The following is an 18124-nucleotide window of genomic DNA, read 5'->3' on the forward strand; positions in this document are numbered from 1 at the left end:
TTTTTCTGCCCTGCATTGCCCTAATACACGCCATCCATGGCGTAATGCAAAATCTGCATTCATGCCATCCATGGCAATCTGATAGCCGCCGTCAAGCCTACATGGACGTATTCACCCAGCACCTAAATTCCATAGCCCTTTGGCTATAGTAACTATCTTGCATAATTTAGGTGCTGGGTTCACGGCGTCCTGTCAAACGAGTCACCGAACCGCCACAAAGCGTAATGCTTGTAGAAATTATTTTGTGCATATTCCTATACAAGAACTAAACGATGATCAGCCGTCAACAATTGAACAATTTTTATCATACCCTGCTGAATCCTGACGCTTATAAAGATTACGGCCCGAATGGATTGCAGATCGAAGGTACCGACACTATCGATAAAATAGCCTTTGCCGTGTCGGCAACACGCGATTCGATTTCCCGAGCCATCGAGCAACAGGCCAAGGCCTTAGTTGTTCATCACGGCCTATTTTGGGACTTTCACGGCGCACGCACGCTGACGGGTCCTTTTGCCAATCGCGTATTGCCTTTAGTTCGAAACGATATCAATCTGTTCGCTTATCATTTGCCTTTGGACGGCCATCCTGAGGTCGGTAATGCAGCGGTGTTAGGCAGACTAATCGGTTGCATGCAGCAAGAACCTTTCGGCGATTATAAAGGCTGTGCGACCGGCATCAAGGGAACTTTCGACAAGCCGCTGTCGGCGTCGCAACTACGGCAAATATTGGAGTCCGTGCTGAACCATCCGGTTATTCTGGCATCGCCCAATGAAAATGAATCGATTCATTCGATCGGCATCATTACCGGCGGCGCGAATCGCGAATGGAAGTTGGCGGCAAATGAAGGGCTCGATGCCTATATAACCGGAGAAATCAGCGAGCATGACTGGCATGACAGCCAAGAACACGGCATTCATATGTTCGCAGGCGGACACCATGCGACCGAAAGATTTGGAATTAAGGAATTGATGAGAAAAACAGAACTGCATTTCGAAATTAAATGCAGTTATATAGACAGCGATAACCCTGTCTGAGGAATTGTTGGCGGAGCGGACGGGACTCGAACCCGCGACCCCCGGCGTGACAGGCCGGTATTCTAACCAACTGAACTACCGCTCCGTTGAAGAGCGCGTATTTTATAGGATTTCTCTGCTGCGTCAAGTAAATTAACGCAGATTGTAAAAAAACATTCTTTTTCGTACCCTCCGCCACGGCGCGGAAATGCCATACCGATCTTGCCATGCAACCCAGGTATAGGTTCTCACGGAGGACCGCTCATCGTTATACACAAATATCGGTAAACTTGCTAAACAAAGGTCATCGTATACCCGGCAACGGTGCTGTTTGCTAAATCTGCGGATATTGAACATCAGTGGCTTCGAAATCGCGATCTGGGGATTGCTCCCACAGAGCATCCGGCTCCTTGTGGGAGCGACGCCTTCGTCATCCCTCACCTAACGTTAGGTGAGGGAAAGCCGGTTTCGTTGGGCGGCAATAAATGATATCGAGGTCTCATTGGTTAAGATTGCAAAAGGGTGATTTTTGACTTATGTATAACGGCGAGCGGAGGACCGTGGGAACCAAAAACTATTCACTATTCACTACTAACAAATACAACTCCAAATGAAACCCGCCGATCCTCTTCATTGTCCCCTTTGTGCGGAATCGAAGATTGAACATTTTCATAGCGATAAGCAACGCGATTATTTTCTTTGCTCGACCTGCGCACTAGTCTTTGTTCCGCCCGCTCAGCAACTCGATTTGCAACAACAAAAAGCGGTTTACGATCATCATCAAAACGATGTGCACGATCAGGGATATCGGAAATTTTTGTCGAGGCTCGCAATTCCGCTTTCCGCTCGTCTATTACCGGGAGCAAGCGGGCTTGATTTCGGCTGCGGCCCAGGCCCTGCACTTAGTTTAATGCTAAAAGAACAAGGATTTCCGACGGCATTATACGATCCGATTTACGCCGATTATCCGGAGGTTTTGCAAGACCGATACGATTTCATTAGCTGCACCGAAGTAGCGGAACACTTTACCGCACCGGGCCTTGAATTCAGCCGGCTTTTTTCTATGATCAAACCCAAAGGCATTCTGGCTATCATGACCAAGCGCGTAATCGACCGACAGGCATTCGCGCAATGGCATTATAAAATCGACCCGACGCACGTTTGTTTCTTTTCCGACAAGACCTTTCTCTGGCTTGCAGACCGTTTCCGGTACCAAATCGAATTTATCGACAGAGATGTCGTGATACTAAGCCGGTCCTGATTAGCAAGATGCTTCAGCTTGCTGAAGCCAATTGTCCGAGCAGTGCCCAGTCGTAGCCACTTCTGCGGGACGGGTTATTTAATCCGTCCCCAACGTTTCGGTTTGCCCTAAACATTTCGGCTGACTTCGGCCAAAGTCAAAACGTTTAGGACGGGGTTGCAAACCCCGTCCTGCTAGGGATATGCTGGTTTTTGGGCTTTAGCTGAAGAAACTTGCTAATCAGGAAGCCGGTTGAATTGAAAGTTAATTCGACAACGGCCAAATGAACGGAATCAGGCCTATCGAGGTAATTGCAATGATGATATTCATCGGCACCCCGACTTTCAAAAAGTCCTTGAAATGATAACCGCCGGGCCCGTAAACCATCAAATTGGTCTGATAACCGATCGGCGTTGCAAAACTGGCCGACGCTGCCACCATCGTAGCAAACACGAAAGGCTCCGGATTCAAGCCCAGATTTCCGGTAATCGCCAAAACGATCGGCAGCATCAGTAATGCCGCAGCGTTATTGGTAATCACCTCGGTCATTATCGAAACGATAATGTAAGTCAAACCTAACAACAACCAGGCGTTACCATCGGCAATGGACAACACATGACGAGCAATAAAATCGGCGGCGCCGCTGATTTGTAACGCATTACCCAACGCAAAACTCGCCGCAATTGTGACGATTACGGTCAAATCCAGGCTTCTTCGCGCTTCGTTGATGCTGCAGCAACCGGTCGCGACCATTGCTCCGGCACCGATCAAAGCGGCATTCAACATACTGGTTAAGCCGCTCGTTGCCAGAATAATAACGCCTAGCAATAAGGCCCAGGATAAATTCGCTCGACTGTGATTAGGCCGTGTTTCCGCCAAATCGTTGATCATTAAAAAATCGCGCTGCACGCGTTGACGCGTGACAAAAGCCGGCCGCGCTTCCAGTAATAGTACATCGCCGGCTTGCAACTCGATAGATCCTAGATTACCTTGAATGGGCTCGCCGTTCCGCGCTACGGCCAACACGACGGCGCCGTATCTATCTCTAAACTGGGAATCCCGAATCGTTGTACCGATGCTATCGCAATGCGGCGAAACCACCGCTTCAACCAAACACCGCTCCGGCGCATCTTTTTCGATGACCGGATGTTGATTATCGGAAGGCACCAAGCCATTCGTTCTTAAAATATCGAAAATTGCACTGGTTTCGCCGACGAATACAAGCCGGTCTCCGCCTTGCAATTTTTCTTCCGAAGATACGGCTGTCACGATACTGCCGTTGCGTTCGACTTCAGCCAAATAGATTTTGTGGAGGTTTCTTAAGCCTGCCTCAGCAATGGTCACACCTTCTAAAGGCCCATTGATCGCCACGGCCACTTCGAAAGTAAACTTTTTCCTATCCGCGAATTGTTCGGAGGCGCTTTGTCGTTGCGGCAATAATAGCGGCAATACGAACACGATAAACAGAATGCCGACAAAAGCAACCGGCAGCCCGATCATAGTGATATCGAACAATCCGAAACCGCTTTTACCGGTCAATACTTGGTATTGACCATTAATAACCAGATTGGTACTGGTCCCGATTAGCGTTAGCGTGCCGCCTAATATGGCAGCGTAGCTCAATGGAATCATGAGCTTCGACGGACTGACTCCGATACGTTTGGACCAGCGAGTCACTGCCGGAATCATTGTTGCGACGACCGGCGTGTTGTTTAGAAAGGCACTGAGCGGAATGATAGGCAACACCAAGCGAAATAAGGCGCTGCGAAGGCTTTTAGGATTACCTAACATGAGATTGACAATCAATTCGACACCGCCAGATGCTCTTATGCCGGCAGCAATAATAAACATGGCGGCAACGGTGATCAATCCTTCGTTACTGAATCCTGACAACGCTTGTTTGGCATCGAGAACCCCGCAAACGCTCAGTACGGTCAGCGCGGCCATCAATACGATATCGGGGGTTAGGCGGGAAAAAACCAGGGTAGTCAAGACCCCAAGCGTCAAAAAGATAGTAAGCCAACCTTGCCAGTCCATTATTTCCTCTAAAATTGATTGAAGGCGATTGATACGCCTAGGACAAGAGGCTTATTATAGAACAAATATCTAACGTTCAGCACTTCCCTGTGCTTGCGCTCGATGTTGCGCGAATCAACCTTTACCAGGCAACATGCCTACGCTACCAGGTTTAATACGTTTGCATTGCACAACGACGTCTTCCATATGACAAACCACGCCGGTTTTGGACGTATCGGGACAAACTTCGCAAACTGCTTTTCCGATATCTTTGACTTTATCGACGTGCCAACCGTAGCCTTGAGTTTGACAAAACTTCTTACTGAACCGCTTGATATTATAATCTCTCGAAGCGTGCGCGATTGCATCTTCTTCAGCCATGCATTTCGGCGAAGCCAATGTATTGGCCATTAGATCTCGATAAATATATTCCGTGGCCATCGATCCTCCTGCGTAGAAGGACAATGTCATCAATAAGCCTATCAACTTTAGTTTCATAACTTTATTCTCTGCTTTTTCTTAAGTTTATGGGGCAAATAAACGTTTATTCGTCTTGAATGTTTAATCTATCGTTAATGCTTAATTCAAGACACGAATATTCATCAACGCCTCTTCTTCCTTGAGCTGCTCTTTGATTGGCGCAAATTTTTCGTCCTCGTTCATTTTGACCAATAGCAGAGTTATAACTAAAGCTGATGTCAGGCAACCGACATAAAGCCAAAATCTATCTTTTTTAGGTTCTTCAATCGTCATGGTTCTTTACCTCTCTTATAATTATGTAAACCCAGGCTTAATTTTTATAAGCCGGGTAATGTTGGTATGATTCTTAACCCATATAACTCAACACCTTAGACGCTACATTTGCTAAGTCCAGGGTAAGTTGTCGAACGATGCATCTCGTCGCAATCCATGTATTATGCAGATCCCATAGACTTCAAAAAGCCTAAAAATCAAGCCATCATGTGCTCCATGAATACTCGAATCTCTGATCCAACATCATTTCTTTATTTGCATGGGTTAACTTAAGCCTGGCCCTTGCCAACCCATGCAAGCCGCTGGATCTTGTTATCATCGTCGACATACAATCGCTACTAAAACGGCAAGTCATTATCGACCCGTTCCATTTAGTAGTGATTCGAAACTATAAGAATGATAGAGAAAAAAGTCAATTAATTATCGATTCGATACCAATTAACTTTTCTGATGTCTCGCGAATGTCGAAGCGAATATTGGATTAAAGGCCTGTTATCGACGCTTATTCTTTGGCATTGATTGCCGAAAATCCTTGCGTCGGATGAAGTGAGGACAAACTGTCGGCATCCCTTTAAAAAAAAGGGAATTATGTAGGAATGAACAGAGGCGCCGAATTAAGCGTCATTCCGCCAGGAATGGCAACCTCGAGCACACCTTTAGCACCCGAATATCGGCACAGAAAAATTTATCGGAAAATGATTTTTTGCCAAATCCTCAAGGAACGGTATGTTCCTGGCAGATTTTTTCGCTATCGGATTTTGTGAGCGGTTCTCCAGTCAAACCGCAAAAGAAACCTTCGGGCTTGGTCGTAAAATATTTGCATGTTCCGCAAAGCCCGAAAGAATATGACTTGTGCGCTTTTTGCAATGCGGTCAAAGCTTCGATGAAAGGCGCATCACCGAGCTCCGGACAATTTTTTTCAAGGAATTCCGCAGCCTTATTAAATAAATCGCTCGGATAAGCTTGACGCAACACATTCCATCCCTCCGCAACCAATTGCAAATGGACCATGCGCTTGTCGGCAAGATCAGGAACTTTCTGAATAAATCCTTTTCTTTCCAATAACAATAAAGTCTGTGAAACGGTTCCTTTGGTCATGCCCAAATAATGGGTCAATGCCGCAGGAGTATCGCTATATTTATTACATCGAGATAAATAATCCAAAACTTGCAAGTGAACGATCTGAATACCTAATTCAGTGCATCTTTTGCGTTCTTCGGACCTGATCAAGGCCGCCATGCGCTCAATGACTTTGTAAATATCGGCTGTTTCCATGGCAATCGGCTAATTAAGTATTAACTCTGTTGACAACTGCAGAGATATTATCATACATTAACACTTGTTTCGATTCGAAACAAATAATGACTTTCTGTCATGATTTTTTTCACATCCAGGAAGGACATTGCTATCCCTCGTATGAGAGCTTTCATACCGGCGGATTTTCCGCCGGCTTTTTTAGAGGACTTAATCATTATGCCCATATCCCACGTATACGATACCTATGCTAAAAACGCCAAAGGAAAAATAATGCACTTTGACGTGGTTCTTGATGAAAAAGACCAGGATAAAGCCATGACTTACGCAAAAGAATGGCTTACCGAAATCGGCGAACCCGATGCCATTGTCAACCAAACGAATTGCATGTTTTGCCATAGCACCGAAGCGCCGCCAGAATTAAGGAAACAAATCGACAAGCAAGGCTACGCAATTTACAAATTGGAAGGATGCCCGGCTTAAAACGACATCCAGTTGTCGACCATTTCGCTCAAGAATGCACGGACTGGCTGCAAATTATAACATTAACTAATCATTGCATACCTTTCGCACTTCAAATTTCGGCAGTGCCTGGAGGACTGGGGACATTCGCATCAAGCTAAGGATTTCGTAAAAAACAACTTCCTGGAGCTATGAGCTTTGTTGAGGTTCGGGGTTCGGTAACTCGCTTAGCAGGGCGCCGAATTTTGATCTACGACGGGTATAACCATAGCCAACGAGCTATGGAATTTAGGTGCTAGGTGAATGCAGATTTTGCATGGAGCAAAAATCTGCCCTGCTGCCGACATCCTCGCTAGCCACACCTTCATAAAGTTAGCCATTTTTTGAGTATAAGCAGCGTAGTCCGTTACAGGATTCGGCCATGTGGAATTGACGGGATATTGATTAGTGAGCGGTGAAGAACTCGGGAAACAGCAATCTTCCACCATTCACCTTCCACCTTCCACCTTCCACCTTCCACCTTCCACCTTCCACCTTTCACCTTTCACCTTTCACCTTTCACCTTTCACCTTTCACCTTTCACCTTTCACCTTTCACCTTTCACCTTTCACCTTTCACCTTTCACCTTTCACCTTTCACCTTTCACCTTTCACCTTTCACCTTTCACCTTTCACCTTTCACCTTTCACCTTTCACCTTTCACCTTTCACCTTTCACCTTTCACTTTTCACCTTTCACCTTTCACCTTTCACTTTTCACCTTTCACTTTTCACCTTTCACCTTTCACCTTTCACCTTTCACCTTTCATCTTTCATCTTTCATCTTTCATCCTTCCACCTTTCCCCTGCTCCGCTATTCTTCCAACTCAATCAAAACCCGGTCACCTTGCACTATTTCCAGCCGTGCGACGGTTCCTGCATTCACCTCCAGCATATACAACGCCTTAGCATGCGAATCGTAGACCCCGCAAACCGGCGTGATACAAGGTTGGACATTCTGTAAAATCGATACGACTTTACCTTTCGGTGAAATAAACAAAATATCCAACGATATTTTAGTGTTTTTCATCCAAACCCCGAGTACATCTTCTTTGGGATGAATAAACAGCATGCCGGTATTTTCGGCTAGCGCTTCGCGAAACATCAAGCCTCTGGCCCGGGCGGTTTCGGTCATCGCCACTTCGAGCTCGATCGCATGTCGCGACTTTTCGAAAACCAAGCGGCCACGGCCCAATCGTTCGGCCGGATAAAGTTCTTGAGCTTCGGCACTGATCAGCCAAAATAAGCAAACCGTCAGTCCAAGAAATATTTTTTTCATACGATCTCTCGCCATTGAATTTTCTCGATAGCGCGATCGATCACGACCGCGCAAAAAATGTCACGTTTCCAATCGTTGCAGGCAATCCGCCAGTCCGATGCCGGCGCGAATTCTTCGGGCACTCGCAACATCCGTCCGGGCTCTTTCGGGTCGACCACGCAACGATTCAAACCCAAGGCTATGCCTCGGCCGGTCGCTTTCACGAAGGCTTCCTTACGCGTCCAAAAACGGTAAAACGCGGAAATTCTATCCTCTTCCGGCAATGCTTCCCAGTATGCTATCTCTTCGATCGCAAAACATTTCTTAACGATACCGGTCAGATTCGACCGGCTTCTCGCCGCCTCGAGATCGATACCCAAGCGGCAACTCCGAGCCACGGCCAACGCGAAATAATCGCCCGAATGCGACAGATTGAATGTCCATTCCGGATAATCGGGTAAATAAGGCTTGCCGTTCGCCCCGGCCGCAAAAACGAGGGCTTCGGGTTTACATTTCAAGAGTTCGGACAACGCCAGACGTTTTTTTGCATGAATCTCGACATAGCGGTTTTGCATTTCGGCCGTGCGCCGCTGCATCGCATTCGACCGTTCGCTGTCGCTCAGCATGTCATAATAGTTTCGATTCAATACATTTATACTATAAAGCTTGCCGTATTCTATTTCGATGCAGCCGGGTTTCAGAGTCGCTTCAGTCATTGCGAATCACCGCCAGACCTTCGCCACGAGGGTCGCTCGCGGCACTGAAACGGCCTTCCCGCTTATGCCATTGCAGCGCTTGCATATCGCCGTACCGGTAGGATGTTTCGCGTAACCGATGACCCAATTTTTCAAGACCTTGCAATTCTTCAGAGGACAAGCCGCCGGGTTCGTATTGCACGGCATCGGGAATATATTGGTGATGATAACGCGGTACGCTCACCCAGGAATCCGGGCCGTTACCGTCGGCAAAGTCCAATATTCCCAGCAAGACCATCGAAATAATACGACTACCGCCCGGCGTTCCCAATACCGCGATGCGCTCGTCGTCTTCGAGAAAAGTCGGCGACATGCTCGACAGCATACGCTTACCGGGCGCTATTGCATTCGGCAATCCGCCGATCAAGCCGTATACGTTCACAGCGCCTGGCCGGCTATCGAAGTCGTCCATTTCGTCGTTCAATATCACGCCGGTACCTTCGGCCACGAACCCGGAGCCGAACGGATAGTTAACGCTCAAGGTAGCGGCAACCCGGTTGCCTTCGCCGTCCATCACCGAAAAATGCGTCGTGTTGTCGCCGCCGGCTTGTTCCGGAATATCTCCCGAGAGCATCACGCTCGGCAAAGACCTATCCTTACGAATCGTACTTCTGAGGCCGGCCGCATAATCGGGATTGATTAAGCGCGAGACCGGAACATCGATAAAATCGGGATCGCCCAAGTACAAAGCCCGGTCATGATAGACCCGGCGCAATGCTTCGGTCACCAAATGTTTGCGGGTGACTGCATCGATTGCGGTCAAATCGTATTCGGTCAGGATATTCAAGGCTTGCACCAAGCCGATGCCGCCGGCCGACGGCAGCGCCGCGCCGGTTATTCGAATGCCGCGATAAGTCCCTTTGACAGGCTCTCTTTCGACTACCCGGTAATTATCGAGATCTTGTTGACTCCAAATACCGCCGGCTGCTTTGACCGATTTCAACAGTTTTTCCGCCGTTTCGCCGGCGTAAAATCCGGCTGCTCCGAAGTCGGCGAGCCGCTGTAAAGTCTTCGCTAAATCGGGTTGACGCAAGGTCCAACCGGGGTCGGGTACTCGGCCGTTATCGAGAAATATCGCGGCCGCCGCCGGCGATGACTGGATTTGCGGTAAGCGAAATGACAGCAGACGGCGATAGCGTTCGCCGATGATAAAACCGTCGCGCGCATAACGAATCGCCGGTTGCAGCGAAGCCGACAAGGGTAATTTGCCGTAATGCTCGGCCAAGTGAACCAAGGCCGCAGGGACGCCTGGAATACCGGCCGACAGGGGCCCGTCGATCGATAGCCCCGGTATGACCCTGCCTTCGGCGTCGAGATACATGTCTTGGTGCGCGGCCAGCGGTGCTGTTTCCCGTCCGTCCAGCATCGTTTCGAAACCGTCGGAAGCGCGGTGCAACAACCAAAAACCGCCGCCGCCCAATCCGGAACCGGCCGGTTCGACCACGGCCAATACCGCGCCGATCGCAACCGCGGCATCGAAAGCATTGCCGCCCCGACCAATCATTTCCAGCGCGGCATGGCTCGCCAACGGATGCGCGCTGGCGACTGCGACTTTGTTTTCCGTCGTATGGCCGGTAATAGCCGACAGCGTCAGGAATACGGCCAGAACGGCAACGACCGGTGTTTTTGCTAATTTCAAAATCGTCTCCTTGGGGTTTCATTGGTCTCGCGCAGAGGCGCAGGGTTTTTCATGACGCAGGAGCGTCACTAGAGGCTTGTATTTTAGCCTATGCGACTTCGATATCGCTTATTGTTAATCAACGTTTGCGGCTTCGAGATCGCGATCAGGGGATCGCTCCCACAAGGGGGTTACAAGCGCTGTGGGAGCAAAACCTTCGTCGCGACTTTCGAAACTGCGAACGCTCGAACACCAACATCTTTTCAGGAGGGGCAAGAGTTCCAGCAATCGGTCACCGCGTTTTTCAGGCTGAACCCATTTATACATCACAGCAGGGGAAACTAAAACTCTGCGCCTCTGCGCGAGTAATTATCAAGCTTTTGCAAACGCCGATCGATTGCATTAAGATTCTGCTCCTTACAGCAGACTGGCTACTCACTTAACGCGGGACAGCTTAAGGTTAATCCGTTCGTGGTGAGCCTGTCGAACCATGGGCGGATTAACCGTCCACCCTTCGACAGGGCTCTCCTGAGCGCAGCCGAAGGGCTCAGGGCGAACGGTTAATCCTTAGTGCTTTTGTCCCACCTTAAGTGGGAAGCCCGCAGACTAAACCACCTCAGCTTTAACCCTACTGCAACGTACGAATTGAAACAAAAACACTCAAGCATGACGCAACACAAAAGTACCTTAGGCTTCATCGGCATCGGCTTGATGGGCAAACCAATGACTTTACGCTTGCTCGATGCAGGCTTTCGCGTCAACGTCTGGAACCGTTCCCGAGACAAGCTGACACCGGTCGTCGAAGCGGGCGCGCTTGCCTGCGATTCGGTCGAGCAATTGGTCCAGGCTTCCGATGTTGTTTTGTTATGCCTGTCCGATTCGCAGGCCGTGGCTTCGGTCGTCGAGAACTCTATTCTTAACTCAGGTTCAACCGGAAAACTGCTAATCGATCTCTCAAGCATCGACCCGAAAACCACGCGCCGACTTGCCGAACTATTACAACAACGCTGCGGCATGACTTGGGTCGATGCGCCCGTTTCCGGCGGAGTGCAAGGCGCGGAACAAGGCAGCTTGGCGATTATGGCCGGAGGCGCCGCAAACGATATCGAAACCGCGCGCAAAGTTTTGGCACCACTCTACCGCCAACTGACGCACTTAGGAGAGGTTGGCTGCGGGCAAATTGCAAAAATCTGCAATCAAATGATCGTCAGTTGCAATGTGGTGGTGATTGCCGAAATGATTGCCCTGGCGAAACAGGCCGGCGTCGATGCCGCTAAAATCCCCGAGGCATTGGCGGGCGGCTTCGCCGACTCGAAACCATTACAAATCGTTGGACCGGAAATGGCGGACGGAATTTTCGAACCGGTCAAATGGCGCGTCAAAACTTTACTGAAAGACCTGAACATGGCGGTCGATCTGGCGTCCGATCAAGGTAATGCCATCCCGATGTCGGGCCTTGCCGCGCAACTGATGCAATTACACGGCAGTCAAGGCTTTCTCGAACAAGACCCGGCTACGTTGATCAAGCTATTCGAACGGTGATGTAAAAAAAAGTTTTTTGTCTACGAAATACACGAAAATATTTGAGCTGCTTCCCAAGCTCCAGCTCTCGCCGTTATAGATAAACTGTAGGGTACGCTGCGCGTACCTAATGCCGGCACAGGGCAACACATGAGGACACGTCAAGCTACGGTTGGAACTGCTGTGGTACGCACAACGTACCCTACAGCCTTCAAATTTCGAAATTGGTGTAGCACTCACTTCAACTATTAACGCGAACATAGCCTTGAAAAGGCTCCTGATTAGCAAGATGCTTCAGCTTGCCGAAGCCAAGTGTCCGAGCAGGGGCTAATCGTAGTCGCAAAAACTAAAATATGCTGTTACCCAAGCTCCAGCTTGGGTAACCTGTTCAGGAAGCTCTAGCTTCCCGATAACCAAGAATGATTGAACGAGCGAGCGAGCGAGTTGGAGGTGATTAAGAATGCGCGGAAGTTGTGTCAGTCTCAGGAAGCTGGAGCTTCCGGTGTGTCTTTCCCAAGCTGGAGCTTGGGAAAGAGCGTGATGTGGGTTGGTCGTTTTTAGCTTGACGCGCATGGTTTGCGAACCCCGCCATGCTAAGGATATGCTGATCTTTGGGCTTTAGCTGAAGAAACTTGCTAATCAGGAAAAGGCTTACTAATTTAATTACGTTATCCGCAATTTATTTATCCGACAACAGAACATCCCCGATGATCAATTTCAGCGCTAATCTCAGCATGCTGTTTACCGAACTGCCGTTATTAGATCGTTTCGACGCGGCCAAAAACGCCGGTTTTAGCGCGGCCGAGATTCAGTTTCCTTATAGCGAAAGCATTGATGCACTTCGCGCCAAACTGGACGAAACCGGCTTGCAATTGGTGTTGTTCAATGTCGATGCGGACGATTTACTGCAAGGCGGCGAAGGCTTGGCCGCAGTGCCGGAAAAACGGGAACGCTTTAAAGCCGCCTTGACCCAAACCGTCGACTATATCGAGGCTTTGCAACCTAAAGCAGTCAACGTGCTTCCCGGGCGCTGCATGAATCCGAGACGCCTCGACGATTATCTACAAACATTCGGCGAAAACCTGAGTTTGGCTGCCGACACTTTCGCGCCCTTCGGCGTAAGCGCGATTTTCGAAGCCATCAATACAATCGACATGCCGGGTTTTATTATCCATAGCGGCGCGCAAATGCTCGACTGGCTCGAACGACTCAATCATCCTAACCTATTATTGCAAGTCGATATTTATCACTTATCGATGATGAACGAAGATCCCGAAGCCTTTATTCGCCTGCACCCCGAAACGATCGGACACATCCAATTTGCCGATACCCCCGGACGCGGCCAACCCGGAACGGGAAATATCGATTTCAATCGTTTGTTCGACACGATACGGAATTCAGGTTATTCCGGTTGGACCGGTGCCGAGTACAGACCCGTCGGACCGACTCTCGACAGCCTGGACTGGCTCGAACAATTTCAGACTAAAAAACTCTGAAAAATTTAGTGCGCGGAGGTTCTGTTATTGGGTATATTTAACGCTTGAGCGAGAGGCATTAAGATTATCCAGGCTACCTTTTACTCTACGCGTTTCGAAAATTAGAAGAAATATAAGGAAACATTATGAAACTCATCAAACCTTTGTTCGCTTGTTGTTTATTATTGCAATTCAGTTCAGTCCATGCTCAAGGCAATTCCAGTATGCATGACGGGCATGGCGCCGGCGGTGGCGGCGGCTCCGCTTGTCAGAAATTAAGAATCAACAAAAATAAACTAGTACCTGCTCATTTGGCCGAAGTCGCACCCGAATCGGACATCACCTTCAATGCCTTCGGATTCGACAAACCGGAAAATCTTGAGGTCACCGTCAAAAAGATTCCGATTGCGATTACCACCGAATTCAAGGACCCATTTTATGTGGTACGAGGCAAACTGCCCTCCGAATTAAAAGGTACTCATGCGAGAATCAACGTCAAGCTCAGGTCGCCGATCGTTAAATGCATCAGCGAAGACGGTTGGCTAGTAAAAATTTCGGAATAATTTATCCTGAACATATACCCGTCGTAGATAAAAATTCGGCGCCTGGGTGTCCGCCAATGGACGCCGTGAATACGTCCATGTAGGCTCTATGCCAGCTCCATGCTGGCAAAGCCTTTATGAGCGCCATGGATGGCGTGAATGTCGATTTTGCAGGAGCGAAAATCGACCGGACACCCAGGCGCCTCCTCTAGCACTGCCGAAATTTGAAGTGCGAAAGGTATAGCCTTAATTATCATCAGGCAATTCGAAAACCACGCTTATTCCTCCAAGCGGCGAATCTTCCAATCCTATTTTGCCGTGCCTGCTCTCGACGATACGCCTTGCGATAGGTAAACCGATACCGGCACCCGCGGGCGTATCGGTCGTAGTCAATCGCTCGAAGATTTCAAAAACTCTCTCCCGGTATTGCAGAGGAATACCGGGGCCGTTGTCGCTGATGCGGTAACGGCTTAGTTTGCCGACGCGTTCCCCGCTGATATGAATTTCAGGAACGGCGTTATCATCGATAGGCAAACCGTGGCTTAGTGCATTATCTATTAATGTCCAAAACAAATCGATCAACCGCGATTTATCTAATGTTGCCGAAGGTAATTTATCGATGTGTAATCGCACATGGGCGCGTTTAAGGCGAGACTCTAAGCGCTGCAGTAGACTAGACACCAGTGCATCGACATCCTGAATGCCAACCTTTTCGACCGGCTCGCCGGCCGCTAGAAATAATTGAATATCCTTAACCAACATTCGCAAGTGTGCAGCATCGCGTTCCAAAACTTGCAAGTCTTGATAAACTTCATCACTATGCGCATCCGGCATGGTTTTTAAGCGGCTTTGCAAACGCTGGCTATAACTCACCAGGCGCCGGGTCGGCTCCATCAAATGATGAGCCGAAATTTCGGCGAATCGAGTCAGATACGCATTCGCGCTGACAATTTCTCGATTTTTTCTAATCAATGCAGCCTCGTTAAGCGTTCGCTCCTCGACGCGCCGCCGAATTAATAATCCGATTGCATAGATAGCAGCCAAGCCCATAATCCAAATAACGGCCAGCAACAGTACTTTTTCCGGATCGACCCTCGCCACCCCCTCCAGATAAGATTGCAGCGACACGGAGACGCCGACGCCTCCCAAGACTTCTCCGACACGGTAACCTTGCCTGCTGTGGCATTTCAAGCAATGTTCGTCGGCCACCATGGCGCTCATCAAGCGAATATAAGGCTCGCCGTTAATCAGGGTTTGCTCAAAAACTTCCGTTTCGCCCCGCTCGAACTGGTGCAAAGCCGCCGTCTCCCATTCATCGGGAGCATTATCGGGATTCAAAGGCTTAAAGCCGGTGATCCTTCCTTTAACGCCATAAAGCTCTTCGTATTCGCTCATGACTTGCCGGAGTAAATACGCCGGATTCATTAATGTCAGTTTGATTCCGGACGGCGTGCTGATATCCCGTTCGGCAATATGCGATAAGGCGGGGTTCGGGCGAGTCCGTTCATCGACTGGAACATAGACGCCGCCATGGCGTGCGGCCCATTTACGCAAAGCCACATCCTTGTTGAAATGACCGCGCGCTTCCTTGATCGCCATTTCCTGCGCGTACCAAATAGACATATGGCTATCCCAAAAAAAGAAGCCCGCCACCGAAGCGGTCCATAGTATCGAGACGCCAAGTAATGCTTTCAGCGGCATCGAAGCCTTACTCATAAAACGGCTCCTCAGCTTGTTGTTGCGGCGGTGTGCTAATCGGGAGCTCGAAACTAAAAGTGCTACCGCAACCCTCGCCTTGCGATTCCGCGCGAATATTTCCTCCATGATGTTCGACGATCCTACGGCACAACGCCAGCCCCATGCCGGTTCCTTCGTAGCGGGATCTTAATTGAAGTCGGCTGAAAAACTGAAATAGCCGATCGATTTGCGTAGGATCGATACCGATGCCATTATCTCGAATAGACACCCGCCAGTTAACCGAATCGACATCAGAACTAATCTCGATGCGCGGCTGAATATCCGCTTCCCGATATTTAAGCGCGTTACCGATCAAGTTTAGAAACAAGCGACTCAATTCGTCGCGGCTGGCAAAGACAGTCGGCCACTCGCCTCGCACATCGATTTCAGCCCGCATGCCGACAATATCCGGCTGTAAAAATACCATCGCTTCATCCAGGGCTTCCTTACTTTCCAGCCATGTCTTCGGCTCGGTTTTTCGCCCCACGCGCGAATAATCCAGTAACGAAACGATCATCGCATCCATGCGACTGGCCCCGTCGAGCGCGAAAGCCATATTGGTTCTGCTTTCTTCATCCAAGGTGTCGCGCAAAGCGCGTTCCAATAATTGCAGATGACCTGTGATCATGCGTAAAGGCTGGCGCATATCGTGCGACACGCTATAGGCGAATTGCTCGAGATCGACATTGGAGCGAAGCAATTCTTCTTCGACTCGTTTCTGTTCGGTCACATCGCGGCTAGTGCCGAACAAACCGACAACCGTCTTGCCGTCGCAGTCGAATACCGGCCATTTATTGGTATTGACCCAGCGGAGCTGTCCATGCAAATCATAGTAAGGATCAATCTTATTGATCAACGGATTCCCATCCTTAAAAATCGGTTGTTCCTCTTCAAAATAGATACGCGCGATATCTTTCGGAAAAATTTCCGAATCGTGTTTACCGACTAATTCCCGCCAATTGTCGTAACCGGTAACCGTCGCCAATGTTTTACTGCAAAAGCGAATACGACTGTCTTGATCCTTGAAATACACATAATCCGAGGTGTTGTCGAGAAAGGTATTGAAATCGCGGTTTAACTCTTGAGCGGCTAGCTCGTAAAGTTTTCGCTCGGTGATATCGGTAATGAAGCCATGCCATAACACACTGCTATCTTCAAGCCGTTCCGGCCGACTATCTCCCCGGAGCCAACGCAAACCTTGCTTGGGCAATATCACGCGATATTCTTGATGCCATGCTGTCATCGCGGCAGCCGACTCCCAGACCGAAGACATCACGTTATTCCGATCCTCGGGATGTATTCTCGCGATGGTCAAAGCGGCATCCTCGCGCACCTGTTCCGGGGTGACTTCGTATATATCTTCGATACCGCAACTCGCGAAAGGATAACAGGATCGACCGTCGGGAAATAATCGAAATTGATAAATAACGCCGGGAACCTGCTTGGACAATTTCGTTAATAGATCGTGACTTTTCTGTAAAGCATTCTCGCCCCGCTCTAAATCGTCCATCTGTCGCCGTATCAGATACAACAATACGAACAACACTGACGAGACGACTAAAAACAGCGCCATCGCCCAAGCAATCATGGCGCGCTCGGCGGCCATCACCGAAGTCATTTCGGCGGACGTCAATATTCGCAGAGGAAAATCGGCCATGCGCTTTTCGACAACCCAATACGCCTTACCGTCAAATGGCGATATCACCCTACCCGACCGTTGTCTTTTATCCCGATAAGGTTTCAGCACTTCACGCAATCGAGTGCCGGAATCGCCGAGTACGCGCGGGTTACGAAACCACACCTGATTATCATTATTCATCACGACCAAAGTCGACCCCGGCGCACGTTCAATACCGGCAAAAATTTCGGCCAAGCGATCAATCGAAACAACCGCAACCACCGTTCCGGCAAAATGTTGTTCATCATCGAAATAGGGCCTACTGAATGAGACCTCATACTCCCCTTCGCTTATCGATGAGGGCATTGGAGGACTCACAAACAGGCGATCTTCAGAACGATTAAAATGATAGGTGTAAGATGAGTGATCATGAACTACCGGCTTATCGCCGGCCCCGGTCCAATGACTGACGACACCATCGCGATCGACAATTAACAAATCCACTAACTCGGGATTGGCGGCCAATTCGCCCTGCAATGAACCTGGCAACGTTTCATCGGCCTTACCCTGCTTCAGCAATAATCGTGTTTTCAGCAAAAATCGATCGATATCGACCAGGACACGAGATAGCAAAACCTCGTTAACGCTGGTCGCGGCGGAAGCATGGGCTGCCAAGCCATGAAATCGATTGATACGTTCATTCCTGACAACATAGACGATGGACAGTGCAAACAATAGCAAAATGCCGCATACGCCCAGCGTCACGGTGCGGCGTAGTTTTCGATAAGTCCCATTGTTGCTCTGATTCATGGCGCGTTCGCT

The 18124-nt window shown here is 49.2% G+C and carries 15 protein-coding genes and 1 tRNA gene; 6 read left to right on the top strand and 10 right to left on the bottom strand.

Translation table 11 applies throughout. The features are described 5' to 3' along the window. Positions 1-272 precede the first annotated feature (272 nt). Positions 273-1037: a Nif3-like dinuclear metal center hexameric protein gene (locus tag MEALZ_RS14095; RefSeq protein ID WP_014149324.1), complete on the top strand. Its 765-nt coding sequence runs from the start codon at positions 273-275 to the stop codon at positions 1035-1037. Between the two features lie 8 nt (positions 1038-1045). Here the strand turns inward: MEALZ_RS14095 and MEALZ_RS14100 are convergent. Further along, positions 1046-1122: transfer RNA gene (locus MEALZ_RS14100), tRNA-Asp, on the bottom strand. A 504-nt stretch (positions 1123-1626) separates the two neighbouring features. Here MEALZ_RS14100 and MEALZ_RS14105 point away from each other — a divergent pair. Beyond that, a complete protein-coding gene (locus MEALZ_RS14105; RefSeq protein ID WP_014149325.1) occupies positions 1627-2277 on the top strand; it encodes a class I SAM-dependent methyltransferase in 651 nt (216 codons plus the stop codon). Positions 2278-2520: 243 nt separating this feature from the next. Here MEALZ_RS14105 and MEALZ_RS14110 read toward each other — a convergent pair whose 3' ends face one another. The 4 genes from MEALZ_RS14110 to MEALZ_RS14120 form a co-directional block, all read right to left on the bottom strand. Further along, complete coding sequence (locus tag MEALZ_RS14110; protein ID WP_014149326.1) at positions 2521-4293, bottom strand: SLC13 family permease; 1773 nt, start codon at positions 4291-4293, stop codon at positions 2521-2523. A gap of 114 nt (positions 4294-4407) precedes the next feature. Then, positions 4408-4770: a hypothetical protein gene (locus MEALZ_RS14115; protein WP_014149327.1), complete on the bottom strand. Its 363-nt coding sequence runs from the start codon at positions 4768-4770 to the stop codon at positions 4408-4410. 81 nt (positions 4771-4851) lie between these two features. Beyond that, positions 4852-5025, bottom strand: a complete 174-nt coding sequence (locus tag MEALZ_RS22995) for a hypothetical protein (RefSeq protein ID WP_014149328.1) — start codon at positions 5023-5025, stop codon at positions 4852-4854. Positions 5026-5739: 714 nt separating this feature from the next. Then, positions 5740-6300 carry a MarR family winged helix-turn-helix transcriptional regulator gene (locus MEALZ_RS14120; RefSeq protein ID WP_014149329.1) on the bottom strand — a complete coding sequence of 187 codons (561 nt, stop codon included), beginning with the start codon at positions 6298-6300 and terminating at the stop codon, positions 5740-5742. Positions 6301-6498: 198 nt separating this feature from the next. On the opposite strand from MEALZ_RS14120, the gene MEALZ_RS14125 reads away from it, so the two are divergent. Next, positions 6499-6762: a DUF2024 family protein gene (locus MEALZ_RS14125; RefSeq protein WP_014149330.1), complete on the top strand. Its 264-nt coding sequence runs from the start codon at positions 6499-6501 to the stop codon at positions 6760-6762. Between the two features lie 830 nt (positions 6763-7592). Here MEALZ_RS14125 and MEALZ_RS14130 read toward each other — a convergent pair. Genes MEALZ_RS14130 through ggt form a run of 3 tightly spaced genes read right to left on the bottom strand, consistent with a single transcriptional unit; the run spans position 7593 to position 10430 of the window. Then, positions 7593-8057, bottom strand: coding sequence for a DUF192 domain-containing protein (locus MEALZ_RS14130; protein WP_014149331.1), 465 nt, complete (start codon positions 8055-8057; stop codon positions 7593-7595). Continuing rightward, entirely contained in the window at positions 8054-8752 is a 699-nt protein-coding gene (locus MEALZ_RS14135; protein ID WP_014149332.1) for a 4'-phosphopantetheinyl transferase family protein, read from the bottom strand. Before MEALZ_RS14135 ends, MEALZ_RS14130 begins: the two co-directional genes overlap by 4 nt. Then, positions 8745-10430, bottom strand: a complete 1686-nt coding sequence (ggt, locus tag MEALZ_RS14140; RefSeq protein WP_014149333.1) for a gamma-glutamyltransferase — start codon at positions 10428-10430, stop codon at positions 8745-8747. Before ggt ends, MEALZ_RS14135 begins: the two co-directional genes overlap by 8 nt. A gap of 624 nt (positions 10431-11054) precedes the next feature. Between ggt and MEALZ_RS14145 the strand changes: the two genes are divergently transcribed. The 3 genes from MEALZ_RS14145 to MEALZ_RS14155 all read left to right on the top strand — a co-directional run bounded on the left by MEALZ_RS14145 (position 11055) and on the right by MEALZ_RS14155 (position 13968). Next, a complete protein-coding gene (locus tag MEALZ_RS14145) occupies positions 11055-11951 on the top strand; it encodes an NAD(P)-dependent oxidoreductase (protein ID WP_223842311.1) in 897 nt (298 codons plus the stop codon). A 686-nt stretch (positions 11952-12637) separates the two neighbouring features. After that, positions 12638-13426, top strand: coding sequence for a hydroxypyruvate isomerase family protein (locus MEALZ_RS14150; protein ID WP_014149335.1), 789 nt, complete (start codon positions 12638-12640; stop codon positions 13424-13426). 125 nt (positions 13427-13551) lie between these two features. After that, the gene (locus MEALZ_RS14155; protein ID WP_014149336.1) at positions 13552-13968 is read left to right on the top strand and encodes a hypothetical protein; all 417 of its coding nucleotides are present in this window, start codon (positions 13552-13554) and stop codon (positions 13966-13968) included. 225 nt (positions 13969-14193) lie between these two features. Here the strand turns inward: MEALZ_RS14155 and MEALZ_RS14160 are convergent, their stop codons facing one another. Further along, entirely contained in the window at positions 14194-15663 is a 1470-nt protein-coding gene (locus tag MEALZ_RS14160; protein ID WP_014149337.1) for a sensor histidine kinase, read from the bottom strand. Continuing rightward, positions 15656-18112 (bottom strand): ATP-binding protein, encoded by a 2457-nt coding sequence (locus tag MEALZ_RS21060; RefSeq protein ID WP_014149338.1) that lies wholly within the window; start codon positions 18110-18112, stop codon positions 15656-15658. Before MEALZ_RS21060 ends, MEALZ_RS14160 begins: the two co-directional genes overlap by 8 nt. Between the last annotated feature and the right edge of the window lie 12 nt (positions 18113-18124).

Source organism: Methylotuvimicrobium alcaliphilum 20Z (genome assembly GCF_000968535.2).
Classification (GTDB): domain Bacteria; phylum Pseudomonadota; class Gammaproteobacteria; order Methylococcales; family Methylomonadaceae; genus Methylotuvimicrobium; species Methylotuvimicrobium alcaliphilum.